Source organism: Pseudarthrobacter sp. GQ63 (assembly GCF_059758765.1).
On sequence record NZ_JCAXEF010000001.1, the window covers coordinates 572310 to 584902 of the forward strand.

The window sequence follows — 12593 nt, forward strand, 5'->3', positions numbered from 1 at the left end:
CCGGAGCCACCCTGTCCTGCGGACAGACGCCTGGTCCGCATCGGTCCCTCCCTGCACCGCGGAAGCCGGAGCCGCCCCGGTCATGGCAGGACCGCCGGGCGGGGTGGCTCATAGTCCGGGTGGCCCTCGTCCCGATTGCCCGGCCGGCGGACGGGCTTGAGGGCTTCGAGCGCGTCATCCAGGCTGGCCATGGCCCGGTAGTCGCCCGCGTCGGCCGTCTTGTTCCCGTAGCGGATCGCATCGAACATGCCCGCCGCCCTGTCCAGGCGCTGCCCTTCGGTGCTGAAGGGGAGCGCCAGGTCCCGGGCCACCTCATCGGCTGTCCGCCCGGGCTGGGTGTCCAGGATGGTGCGGTCCTCGGCAGAACGGACCAGAGCCCGGAAACGGTCTACGACGGCGTCACCCCATCTTCCAGCCGCTGCGGAGGTCTCCGCACGCAGACGGTACTCGCCCGCCGCCAGCTCGCCCTCGGGTTCGAACACCTCCTTGACCTGCCGCGCTTTGGGGTTCAGCCGGGGCTTTGCGATGATCACCGCGGCAGCGATGATCACGGCGATCACGAGTCCAATGACGGGGCTTGGCACGGTGCTGCCTGCATCCGCGGATCCGTCCAGGGTCGAAAGCCAGTCCAGGAAGTTCTCCCACAGCGTCTCGACCCATCCCGGGGCAGCGTCGCGGTATTCAGGTTGTGAAAGCTCCTCTGCTGCCCAACGGCGGGCTTCCTCCGCCCCGGGCAGCACCGGGGGTTCAGCGGCCATCCGGCCAGGCCCCCGGCGCAGGCCCGGTGCCGGAGTTCCAGCCACCGGGGTAACCTCCGGGCCGGGCCGCCGCCTGGCCGCGGCCCGGGATGCCGTCCGGATCCGCTCCGGACTCCATCATGCGGAGCAGCGAGATATCCAGTCCGTCCTTGCGCATCCGGAGGTCCATGTAGATCAGCGCCATGACGGACGTCTGGAAGGCATAGCCCAGCGCTCCTGCCAGTGCACCGAGGACGGCGGTGATGATGCCGACGGCGACGGCGATGGACACGTCCTGCCCGGCGCCCCCGTGGGGCGAAAGGAAGCCTGCCATCAGCGGGGCTACAAGGCTCACCGGGATCATGACCACCTGGCTGATGACGCCCACCATGATCCCCACCACCACGGTGATTCCAAGGATCCGCCACCAGTTGGCCCGGGTCAGGTCCCAAGACCGGCGCAGGGCGTCCAGCGCACCCAGTTCCTCAACCACGACCGCGGCCGGGGCCACCAGCAGTTTGATGTAGATCCACACGAACAAGGCAACAAAGCCCAGGAACATGGGAATGAGCAACAGGACGCCCATCCGTTCCATGCTGGCGATCAACGCGACGGCGGCCGCTGCCGGGACGAGGATGGCAATCAGCCCGGCAACCATCAGTAGCGCCGCCAGCCGCATCAGTGCCCCGACCCGCGGCCTCGCCAGGACCCACATCTGCTTGAAACCGGTAGGGCGGTTAAGGATGGACCGCGCCACCGGCACCACCATGGCTCCCTGCAGGACGGAGGCGATGAAGATGGTCAGGACGGCAACCAGCACAATGGCGGCAACGAAGCCCAGGCCGAGTGACGTGAGGTCGGCGGGGCTGGCGCTCTCCGCCCAGGCTTCGATGGAGCCCATCGACGTGGCCGTGGCTGCTGTAAGGACAGCCGTCAGGATGGCGGCGAGGGACTGCGCCAGCAGCGAAGCGCCCAGCATGGCTTTGGCATTCCGCCTGATGGTCTGGAACGAACCGTCCATGATCTCCCCGAACATCAGGGGGCGCAACGGGACGATGCCCGGTTTGGGCGGAGCAACATATCGTGGCTGGCCATACGGATGGCCCTGGGAGGGATACCCAAGGCTGGGGGATTGCGGGCCCGGGGAGCCCGGATATGGCGCACCCGGCTGGCCCCATGGCTGCTGCCACGCCGGCGCACCCCAGGGACTCTGCTGATCCGCCGGCGGCGGCCAGCCTGGCGGCTGCTGCGCCGGGTGGTGCCCTCCCGAAGGCTGGTGCTGCTCCGGAGTTTGCCCCCAGGCAGGCCGGCCCGGGTCTCCGGGCTCCTCCGCGTCGTAATCCTTTGGTGACACGATGTTCCTTCCCCCATCCAGTCCGCCGTCGGCCTGGCGCCGGCTTCGCAATTCCGGCGTGGCGATCGAAACGTCCGGCGTGGCACCAGCCTATAGTTCCGGCGTCGGGCATCCTAGCGCCCCGCCATGCCGGAGGGCGCTGAACAGGACAAAGCCATCCTGATAAGGGAATATATAACTATGAAGGCACGCATTCTGGTGGTAGACGATGACGAAGCGCTGGCCGAAATGATTGGAATTGTCCTCCGCAATGACGGCTTCGAGCCGGTCTTTTGCGCGGACGGCGCCCAGGCGCTCGACATTTTCCGGTCATCGCGGCCGGACCTGGTTTTGCTGGACCTCATGCTTCCGGGCGTGGACGGCATCGAGGTCTGCCGGCAGATCCGGGGAGAATCGGATGTGCCTATCGTCATGCTCACCGCCAAGTCGGACACGTCCGACGTCGTCCGCGGACTTGAGTCCGGCGCCGACGATTACGTGCCCAAGCCCTTCAAACCCGCTGAACTGGTGGCGCGCGTCCGCGCCCGGCTCCGCCCCGGCGACCAGAAGGCGCCGGAAACCCTCCGCATCGCGGACATCACCATCGACGTCGCCGGACACACGGTCAGCCGGGGCAGCGACCGGATTTCGCTGACGCCCCTGGAGTTCGACCTCCTGGTGGCCCTGGCACGGAAACCATGGCAGGTGTTCACCCGGGAACTGCTGCTCGAGCAGGTCTGGGGCTACCGTCATGCTGCTGACACGCGCCTCGTGAACGTCCATGTCCAGCGGCTCCGGTCCAAGATCGAGCAGGATCCGGAAGCTCCGGAAGTCGTGTTGACGGTGCGTGGTGTCGGCTACAAAGCAGGGGCCTGAACCCGCGGCACAGGACGGTGCGCCCGGTGAGGGCGCGCCCGCTCCCGCGGGCAATCCCGCCGCCGGACATCCCAGCGGGGTCGGCCTGCCCCCTGGCCCCGAGCACACCGACGCCGCCAGTGCCCGTCTCCGGGACCTGATGTTCCGCGCCCATCTCTGGCAGCGGCGCGCCCTGATCGTCAGCCTGCGCGTTGCACGGCTTGTGAGGACCGGATTCCGGCGGTTCCTGCCGGCGCTGCGCTTCATCGGCCGGTCCCTTCACCGGCGGTGGCGCCGGTCGCTGCAGTTCCGCACCGTCCTCACCACACTCCTCCTGGCCGTCACCTCGTTCGCGGTTGTGGGCGCCTACCTGTCCAACCAGATCGCCAACAACCTTTTCCAGGAGCGGCTGGCGCAGGCCGAGTCCGAAACCAGCTACCACGTCAAGCAGGTGCAGGACACGTTCGACGGCGCGCAGGTCACCGACCAGGCCAGCGTCATCACCCTGGTGTACGACACCCTCAACGCAGTGGAAGGCCGCGGTTCGGTCATCCAGCGCAGGTACGTCTTTGAGGCCATGCCGGAACAGACGAAGCCAAGGAACCGCTGGGTCGAATCCCGGGCCTCGGACCAGCTGACGGTCAGCGTCATCCCGCCCGAACTGCGCAAGGCCGTGCAGGAGTCGGGGAAGGACCAGTATTGGGCCTCCACCGTCATTCCGGTGGGCACCGAAGACCGCCCCGGCATTGCGGTGGGCAACAAGGTGACATTTAACGGCACCGTCTACGAGCTGTACCTGATCTACGACCTGAACACCGCGCAGCAGACCCTGGACGAGATCCAGAGTGTCCTCTGGGCCGGCGGCGCCGTGCTGGTCCTGCTGATCGGCGCCGTCGCCTGGTACGTCACCCGCAACGTGGTCAGTCCGGTCAGCCATGCCGCCATGGTGTCGGAGAAACTCGCTGCCGGCCAGCTGCAGGAACGGATGGTTGTCCGGGGGGAAGACGAAGTTGCGCGCCTTGGCGCATCCTTCAACCACATGGCAGCCAGCCTCCAGGAGCAGATCACCCAGCTGGCAACCCTTTCGCAGATGCAGCAGCGGTTCGTCTCCGACGTCTCCCACGAACTGCGCACGCCGCTGACCACAGTCCGGATGGCGGCGGAAGTCCTGTACGACGCGCGCCACGACTTCGACCCCATCAACAAGCGCTCCGCCGAGCTGCTCTACAACCAGGTTGAGCGCTTCCAGTCTCTGCTGTCGGACCTGCTTGAAATCTCCCGCTTTGATGCCGGTGTGGCAGTGCTCGACGCCGAAGCCGAAGACATCCTGCAGGTGGTCGCACACGCCATTGAAGGCGCTGCCCCCGTGGCTGCGGAATACGGTTCGGAGATTGTCCTCAGGGCACCCGAAGGTGCCATCATCGTGGAGATGGACGCACGGCGCATCGACCGGATCCTGCGGAACCTGATCCTCAACGCGGTGGAGCACGGCGAAGGAAAGCCGGTCACCGTCACGGTCGCAGCCAGCCAGACCGCCGTTGGAATTGCCGTCCGGGACCACGGAATCGGAATGGCGCCGGCAGAGGCAGCGCGCGTCTTCGACCGTTTCTGGCGGGCCGACCCCGCCCGCGCCCGCACTACCGGCGGCAGCGGCCTTGGCCTGTCCATCGCCATGGAGGACACCAAGCTGCACAACGGCTGGCTCCAGGCATGGGGCAAGAAAGGCAGCGGGGCCAACTTCCGGCTGACGCTGCCCCTGCGCCAGGGGGAAGAAATCGACAAATCGCCGGTCCAGCTCGAGCCGGAGGACATCGTGATGCCCGGAGAGCCGGGGACCAGCAACATGCTGGTCCTGGGAACAGGCGCACCGGCAGGAACGGGACCTGCCCAGGAGGAGAGAACATGACGGGCCATGCCCGCCGACAGGCGAAACTGTCCGCTTCCCTGCTGGTCCTCCTGCTCGTCCTGCTGGCCGGCTGTGCCAGAATCCCCACGTCCGGGCCGGTGGGCAAAAGCAGCGAGGGCAGCGCAGGGAACCTCAGTGCGCCGGTGTTCCTGCCGGCCGCGCCACAGCCGGGCGCCTCACCTGAGACCATCATCGATTACTTCTACCGGGCAGGCAGCGGCTACGAAGACGACTACGCGGTGGCGCGACAGTACCTGACGCAGGCCTCTTCCGTCTCCTGGAAACCGGACCAGCGTGCCCTCGTCTACCGGGAAGCGCGGGTGGTGGCAACCGGCACCGAAAACGTCTACAACTATGAGCTGGACGTCGCCTACACCGTGGATGCTGACGGGATCGCCACGCAGTCCCCGGAGGGAACGATTGAAAACATCCCTGTGACCGTCACCCAGGTGGACGGTGAGTGGAGGATCTCCGCCATTCCGGACGGCACCGCCATCGCGGAGGAAACCTTCAAGGTCATCTACGGCGCGTTCCCCATCTACTTCTACGATCCCTCTTTTACGTTCGCGGTCCCGGATGTGCGCTGGTTCATCAAGAACAAGACGGTCAAGGCGATGACCAGTGCCCTGCTGGCCGGACCGGCACCCTACCTCCGCGGCGCCGTCGCAAGCGCCTTTCCCTCCGGCATCAAGCTGGCCCGCGAGTCGGTCCCGGTGGTTTCCGGTGCCGCGCAGGTGGACCTCACGGCCAAGGAACTCATGGAGACGTCTCCGGAGGACCGGCTGCGGATGCAGATGCAGCTGACGTTGACGTTCCGCAGCCAGCCCGACGTCGTCAACGTCGAGCTGCGCGCCAACCAGGACCTGGTGCGGGTGGAAGACGACGGGTCCGTGCTTCCGCCGGTGCAGGACAAGAACGTGCCGTCCCGCCAGATCGCCATCAGCGGCAATGACCTGGTGCGCTACGAAAACAACAGGGTTTCGCCGCTGCCCGATATGCAGCCCGTGTCCTCCCTCAACCCCAGGCTTCCCGCAGAATCTCCCGTGTCGCAGACTGCTGCCTTCCTCAATGACAGCCGGACCACGCTGTACAGCATCAGTCCCGGCCAGCCGGCGAGGGCACTCACCACCAGGAGTACCCTGAGCCGGCCATCCTTCGGCCTCAATGAATGGGTATGGTCGGCCGGCCCGGGAGGCTCGGGGGACACCGAAGTGGTGGCTTACCGCCCGGCCGGTATCGCCGAGGGGGCCACCGTACCCTCGGTCACCCTGACGCCGGCCTGGCTGGCCGGCCGGACTGTCAAAGAGTTCCGGATTTCGAGGGAAGGGGTCCGTGCGCTGGTGATTTCGGAGCAGAACGGTAAAACCCGGGTCCAGGTGACAGGCATTATCCGCGGCGGTGACGGGACACCCCGGGAACTGACGCCGCCCATCACCCTGGCAACCGGCAGTGACCCCGACCAGGGCGCGTGGGTCACCGATACGACCATCGCTGTCATGAAGGGCTCAGCGGCGTCGAACGTCACGCCGGAGCTGCTGTCACTCGCCTCCGGGCAGCCGCAGCAGCTGGCGCCCTGGCCTGGCCTCGTCGCCTTGAGCGCCGGGAACGGGCCCGAGGACATTTATGCCCAGTCGGCGGAAGGCATCTTCCAACGCCTCGGCAACGGGTGGTCTCCACAGATCAAAGGCCCCACCGACCCCTCGTTTCCAGGCTAAGAAACCCTCTCCCGGAGGCTGGGTCCTGCAGTCAGGGCTTTGTCCACATATGGCAGCCGGGTGCTGTGATGGCGCCGCCGCAGGGTGGATCGTCGGGGAGTGGCCACCAGAACAGGATCGCGTGACAGGGCAGCAGCACCTGTCCGTCTGGACCCCGACCTCACCCCGCCTCCCGCGTTCAGCGCCAGGCACCGCGGAGACCACGGCAGCACAGTCTTTCGCATCCTGGATCAGCTCACGGGGGCGGCGGCGGACCTGCTGTCCCTGGCAGTTCCCGTGGACTGCGTGTGCTGCGGCGCCGAAGACCGGGCGCTCTGCATCCGGTGCGACCGCCACATCCGGCGGCTCACCGCGGCGCCGTTCCGTGCGGAAAGCGGAGCCCCCGCGCTGATGGACGTGGCGGGGACGGTGCTGCTTCCAGTGGTCGCAGCCGGCGTGTACCGCGAAGAGCTGGCCCAGGCGCTGCTCTCCTTCAAAAGGCATGGGCAGCACCAGCTCAAGAGAAGCCTCGGACGAGCTCTGGGCGGAGCGGTCCGTGCGGCTACGGAAGGTTCAGGAGAGTTCCTCCTGGTCCCTGTCCCCACCAGCACCAGGGCGTATCTGAACCGTGGCTTCAGCCCCGTCCATTTGCTCCTGCGCGGCGCGGCAGGACGGCTGCCCGGCCTGGATGTTGCAGACGTCCTCACGAAAGCACGCGGGGCAGGGCTGCAGCTGCCCGGCGGGCAAAAAGGCCTCGGCCGGGGTGCCCGGGCACAGCGCGTACGCGGGTCCATGCGGGTCCGCCGGCGGGTCCGGAGCATCGTCGCCGGACACCCCTGCATCATCGTCGACGACGTGCTGACCACCGGAGCCACGCTGGCTGAAGCAGCCCGGGCACTCCATGCGGCGGGGGCACAGGTGGCGGGCGCCGTCGTGCTCGCGGCGACACGCCCGCCGGATGCCGATGGCGGCACCGCCGCACCCGCGCAGGCCCGCGGGTCCTGCCATGACTTAGAAAAAAATAAACCGGGAAAGGATGAATAACGGGTGCCTATGAACTAACGTCGGTGGTGGGTACCAAGAACAGAATGTACCTTTCGATGGCGGCTCGGAGAGGGGCTCGACTGTCAGGCAGATCGGCCCAGGGAAGCGCCGCCGTCGTGTCACCGAAGTCATTTGGAGGGCACCATGGAGTTTATGATCAGCGGACGAAATCTGACAGTTTCAGACCGGTTCCGCGAATACGCCGGGGAAAAGATCTCGAAAATCGAATCGCTTGGGGACAAGGTCCAGCGGGTCGATGCGAAAGTCTCCAAGGAGACCAATGCCCGGCAGACCGGCGATCAGCTGACCGTTGAGGTGACAGTCCTGGGCAGGGGGCCCGTGATCCGCGCTGAGGCCAGCGCCGCTGACAAGTTCGCAGCATTCGACCTCGCCTACAACAAACTGCTGGAACGGCTCCGGCGCGCCAAGGACCGCAAGAAGGTCCACCATGGACGGCACACACCCAAGGCTGTCCGCGAAGCTACCGCCTCCCTCGAACCCGCCAGCCCGAACGAGCCCCTCTACGTCGAGGCAAGCCACCGGAACGAGGCCGTGGCCGCCCCTGAAGACAAGTCTCCCTACGATGTCGACAACGACATCCCGGCCGGAAATTCCCCGGTCCTGATCCGTCGCAAGGTCTTCCCCGCCGCTTCGCTCTCCCTCGACGACGCCGTGGACAACATGGAACTTGTGGGCCATGATTTCTACCTTTTCGTGGATAAGGCCACCAACACGCCATCCGTCGTGTACCGCCGCCGCGGTTGGACCTACGGGGTGATCACCCTGGACCACGAGTGCGAACCCGGAGACACCGTGGTGGAGGAAAAAGTCCTGGCGTACCGCTCGGACGACACCCCGGCCAACGCCTAGGCTGGTGAAAACCATCAACAGAGAGGACTGATGTGCCGGCGACGCTGAGCCTGGACCAGGCACGGCGGATCGCTTTGGCAGCGCAGGGACTCGACAAAGGACGGCCCGCCGGCCCCGTGACATCACGGACGGTGGGCCGCACCTTTGCCCGGATCCAGCTCGTCCAGATCGATTCCGTCAATGTCGTTTCCCGGAGCCACTTCCTTCCGTTCTTTTCCCGGCTCGGCAACTACGACCGCACGATCCTCCAGCGGATGTCCGCCGTCCATCCGCGGCGCATGGTGGAGTACTGGGCGCACGAGGCAAGCTACATCCGGCCGGAACACTATGCGGACCTCCTGTTGTGGCAGAAACGGACCTGGGTGGGTGCGTCCCGGATGGACCCCGGGCTTCGTGCTGACATCACCGGGCGTATCCTCGACACCCTCGCACGGTCCCGCCCCCTGACCGCTGCTGAGTTGACCGCCCGGATAGGCCACGTCGAGGAAACGCAGACGGCGAACTGGGGGTGGAACTGGAATGCCGTGAAGAGGGTCCTGGAACACCTGTTTGAGGACGGCACGGTCTGCGCTGCATCTCGGACGGAACAGTTCGAGCGCAGGTACACGCTGGCTGCCAAAGTGCTGCCGCAGCTTTCCGTCGGTGAGACAGGCGCCGTCTCTCCGGCCGAGGCGATGCACCGCCTGATCGATGCCGCCGCGCAGGCCCACGGCATCGGAACCGTACGGTGCTTCGCAGACTACTTCCGCACGCCCGTCAAAGCGGCAGCGGACGCCGTCGCGCACCTTGTGCAGCGGGGAAGGCTGGAACCGGTGACTGTGCCGGGCTGGGACCGTGCCGTCTTCCGCCATGCGGACGCAACTTTGCCCCGGCGGGCCACGGGCCGTGCGCTGCTGAGCCCCTTCGATTCACTGGTCTTCGAACGCCGGCGGCTTCAGGAACTGTTCGACTTTCACTACCGGATCGAAATCTACACTCCTGAGCACAAAAGGCGGTACGGCTACTACGTCCTTCCCTTCCTCCTCCGGGACAGGGTCGTGGCGCGGGTGGACCTCAAGGCTGACCGAAAGGCAGCGAAACTGCTGGTGAGGTCTTCCTTTGCCGAACCTGGCGCGCCGCCGGACACCGCCGTCGAACTTGCTGCAGAGCTACGCCTCATGGCCGACTGGCTGGGCCTGCCCGACGTTGAAGTTTTCCCCGTTGGCGACCTGGCCGGCGGCCTCGCCCGTGCCGTACGCACCGAAGTGGACTATCCGCTCTGAGGGAACAAGCGGGCACCTCGGCGGTGTCTCTCCCGTAGACTAAAAACGCCAGAATTCGGCGGCAAAGACTGGGAGCATCTTCACGTGGCATCACTTATCGAAAAACTTCTCCGCACCGGTGATAAAAAAACCCTCCGGCAACTGCGGAACTATGCCGACTCCATCAATGCCCTGGAAGATTCGTTCAAGACGTTTACGGACGCCGAACTCCGGGAGGAAACCGACCGGTTGAGGGAACGGCACCAGGACGGTGAGAAGCTCGACGACCTGCTTCCGGAAGCGTTTGCCGCCGTCAGGGAAGCCTCCTCGCGGACCCTGGGGATGCGCCACTTCGATGTCCAGATGATGGGCGGCGCCGCCCTGCACCTGGGCAACATCGCGGAAATGAAGACCGGTGAAGGCAAGACCCTGGTGGCGACCGCTCCCGCCTACCTGAACGCGCTCACCGGCAAGGGCGTCCACGTGATCACCGTGAACGACTACCTCGCTGAGTACCAGTCGGACCTGATGGGACGTGTCTACCGTTTCCTGGGCCTGAGCAGCGGGTGCATCCTCTCGAACCAGGATCCCGCGGTCCGTCGCCAGCAGTACGCCGCTGACATTACCTACGGCACCAACAACGAGTTCGGGTTCGACTACCTCCGCGACAACATGGCCTGGGACAAGAACGAGCTGGTCCAGCGCGGACACCACTTCGCCATTGTTGACGAAGTGGACTCCATCCTCATTGACGAGGCCCGCACACCGCTCATCATCTCCGGGCCGGCGCAGGGGGACACCAACCGCTGGTACAGCGAATTCGCCAAGGTGGTCCTCCGGCTCCAGCCTGACAAGGACTACGAGGTCGACGAAAAGAAGCGCACCGTCGGCGTCCTGGAGAGCGGGATCGAGAAGGTGGAGGACTACCTCGGTATCCAAAACCTGTACGAGTCCGCCAACACGCCGCTCATCGGGTTCCTCAACAACGCCATCAAGGCCAAGGAACTTTTCAAGCGGGACAAGGACTACGTCATCCTGGACGGGGAAGTCCTGATCGTCGACGAGCACACCGGCCGCATCCTCGCCGGCCGGCGCTACAACGAGGGCATGCACCAGGCGATCGAGGCCAAGGAAGGCGTCGAGATCAAGGCCGAGAACCAGACCCTGGCCACAGTGACGCTGCAGAACTACTTCCGTATGTACCAGAAGCTTTCAGGCATGACCGGTACTGCCGAAACCGAGGCAGCGGAATTCATGAGCACCTACAAGCTGGGCGTGGTGGCCATTCCCACCAACCGCGACATGCAGCGCATCGACCAGCCGGACCTGGTCTTCAAGAACGAAACGGTGAAGTTCGACGCCGTGGTGCGGGACATCGCCGAACGCCATGAAAAGGGCCAGCCGGTCCTGGTGGGCACCACCAGCGTCGAGAAGAGTGAATACCTGTCCCGCCTCCTTGCCAAGGAAGGCATCCGGCACGAGGTCCTCAACGCGAAAAACCACGCACGCGAAGCTGCCATCGTCGCCCAGGCCGGACGCAAGGGCGCCGTCACGGTGGCAACCAACATGGCCGGCCGCGGTACGGACATTATGCTCGGCGGCAACGCTGAATTCACCGCCGTGGCCGAGCTGGCCAAGCGCGGGCTGGATCCCGAGGAGAACTCCGAGGAGTACGAGTCCGCCTGGCCGGCAGCACTCGAAGCCGCTAAGCAGTCAGTCAAGGACGAGCACGAGGAAGTCCTGAACCTCGGCGGACTCTACGTCCTTGGAACCGAGCGCCACGAATCACGCCGCATCGACAACCAGCTTCGCGGACGTTCCGGCCGCCAGGGTGACCCTGGCGAGTCGCGCTTCTACCTGTCGTTGACCGATGACCTCATGAGGCTCTTCAATTCGGGCGCCGCGGAACGGCTCATGAACAGTTCCGTGCCCGACGACGTCGCCCTGGAATCAAAGCTCGTGTCCCGGGCGATCGCGTCAGCGCAGGGCCAGGTGGAGGGCCGCAACGCCGAACAGCGCAAGAACGTCCTGAAGTACGACGACGTCCTCAACCGCCAGCGTGAGGCAATCTACAGTGACCGGCGGCGGATCCTCGAAGGCGACGACCTGCACGAGAAAGTCCAGTTCTTCGTCGAAGACACCGTCACCGCGCTCATCGATGCGGCAACGGCAGAAGGCAACGGCGACGACTGGGACTTCAACCAGCTCTGGACCAATCTCAAGACCCTCTATCCCGTGAGCGTCACGCCGGAAGAGATCATCGAGGAGGCCGGCGGCAAGTCCAGGCTTACGGTGGAGTTCCTGAAGGAGGAACTGCTCTCCGACGCGCGGCTGGTGTACCAGGCGCGGGAGGAAGCCCTGGGTTCGGAAAGCATGCGTGAACTTGAACGCCGCGTGGTCCTCTCCGTCATTGGCCGGAAGTGGCAGGAACACCTGTATGAGATGGACTACCTCAAGGAAGGAATCGGGCTGCGCGCCATGGCCCAGCGTGATCCGCTGGTGGAATACCAGCGTGAGGGCTTCATTCTCTTCCAGGGCATGATGGAAGCCATCCGGGAAGAGAGCGTCGGATTCCTGTTCAACCTTGAGGTTGAGGTCACGCCCGCCCAGGACGTGGTGGTCGCGGACGACGCCGGCGAACACACCGAGCATGTGCAGCCGCAGGTTCACGCTGCAGGGCTTGAAGCGCCCGAGAAGCCGGCCCAGCTGCAGTACACCGCCCCCAGCGAAAGCGGTGGAACGCAGACCCGGGTGGAGACGCGCTCCTCGGGCAGGTCAGGAAATCCGGCCAAGGCGGCAGCACAGGACGCGGCCAAACGTCCGGCGAAGAAGAAGCGCCGCTGACGGTGGTGTGAGCCGCCAGTCGCGGCTTGGGTCAAGATAGTGAGGGCAGGGCCGGGAACAGTGTTCCCG

9 protein-coding genes are annotated in these 12593 nt (G+C 65.6%); 7 read left to right on the forward strand and 2 right to left on the reverse strand.

All coding sequences use genetic code 11. The features are described 5' to 3' along the window. Positions 1–80: 80 nt before the first annotated feature. Both AC6CHP_RS02780 and AC6CHP_RS02785 read right to left on the reverse strand, forming a co-directional pair. Entirely contained in the window at positions 81–758 is a 678-nt protein-coding gene (locus tag AC6CHP_RS02780) for a DUF4129 domain-containing protein (RefSeq protein ID WP_377193797.1), read from the reverse strand. Next, on the reverse strand, positions 748–1758 hold the full coding sequence (locus AC6CHP_RS02785; RefSeq protein ID WP_498228102.1) for a DUF7847 domain-containing protein: 1011 nt from the start codon (positions 1756–1758) through the stop codon (positions 748–750). The genes AC6CHP_RS02780 and AC6CHP_RS02785 overlap by 11 nt, the downstream gene beginning before the upstream one ends. 513 nt (positions 1759–2271) lie before the next feature. On the opposite strand from AC6CHP_RS02785, the gene mtrA reads away from it, so the two are divergent. The 7 genes from mtrA (at position 2272) to secA (ending at position 12524) form a co-directional block, all read left to right on the forward strand. After that, complete coding sequence (gene mtrA / locus AC6CHP_RS02790; protein WP_104184998.1) at positions 2272–2946, forward strand: MtrAB system response regulator MtrA; 675 nt, start codon at positions 2272–2274, stop codon at positions 2944–2946. Positions 2947–3085: 139 nt separating this feature from the next. Next, positions 3086–4831: an MtrAB system histidine kinase MtrB gene (gene mtrB, locus AC6CHP_RS02795; protein ID WP_364406462.1), complete on the forward strand. Its 1746-nt coding sequence runs from the start codon at positions 3086–3088 to the stop codon at positions 4829–4831. Beyond that, complete coding sequence (locus tag AC6CHP_RS02800; RefSeq protein ID WP_377193801.1) at positions 4828–6546, forward strand: LpqB family beta-propeller domain-containing protein; 1719 nt, start codon at positions 4828–4830, stop codon at positions 6544–6546. Before mtrB ends, AC6CHP_RS02800 begins: the two co-directional genes overlap by 4 nt. A gap of 99 nt (positions 6547–6645) precedes the next feature. Further along, the gene (locus AC6CHP_RS02805; RefSeq protein WP_377193803.1) at positions 6646–7569 is read left to right on the forward strand and encodes a ComF family protein; all 924 of its coding nucleotides are present in this window, start codon (positions 6646–6648) and stop codon (positions 7567–7569) included. Between the two features lie 144 nt (positions 7570–7713). After that, positions 7714–8439 carry a ribosome hibernation-promoting factor, HPF/YfiA family gene (gene hpf, locus AC6CHP_RS02810; protein ID WP_104184996.1) on the forward strand — a complete coding sequence of 242 codons (726 nt, stop codon included), beginning with the start codon at positions 7714–7716 and terminating at the stop codon, positions 8437–8439. A 32-nt stretch (positions 8440–8471) separates the two neighbouring features. Further along, positions 8472–9701 (forward strand): winged helix-turn-helix domain-containing protein, encoded by a 1230-nt coding sequence (locus AC6CHP_RS02815; protein ID WP_377193805.1) that lies wholly within the window; start codon positions 8472–8474, stop codon positions 9699–9701. Between the two features lie 84 nt (positions 9702–9785). After that, complete coding sequence (gene secA / locus AC6CHP_RS02820) at positions 9786–12524, forward strand: preprotein translocase subunit SecA (protein WP_188727745.1); 2739 nt, start codon at positions 9786–9788, stop codon at positions 12522–12524. The last annotated feature ends 69 nt before the right edge of the window (positions 12525–12593 follow it).

Coding starts and splice junctions, on each gene's coding strand:
- AC6CHP_RS02785 (WP_498228102.1), bottom strand. CDS start 1,758: ATGGACGGTTCGTTCCAGACCATCAGGCGGAATGCCAAAGCCATGCTG.
- AC6CHP_RS02780 (WP_377193797.1), bottom strand. CDS start 758: ATGGCCGCTGAACCCCCGGTGCTGCCCGGGGCGGAGGAAGCCCGCCGT.
- hpf (WP_104184996.1), top strand. CDS start 7,714: ATGGAGTTTATGATCAGCGGACGAAATCTGACAGTTTCAGACCGGTTC.
- mtrA (WP_104184998.1), top strand. CDS start 2,272: ATGAAGGCACGCATTCTGGTGGTAGACGATGACGAAGCGCTGGCCGAA.
- mtrB (WP_364406462.1), top strand. CDS start 3,086: ATGTTCCGCGCCCATCTCTGGCAGCGGCGCGCCCTGATCGTCAGCCTG.
- AC6CHP_RS02800 (WP_377193801.1), top strand. CDS start 4,828: ATGACGGGCCATGCCCGCCGACAGGCGAAACTGTCCGCTTCCCTGCTG.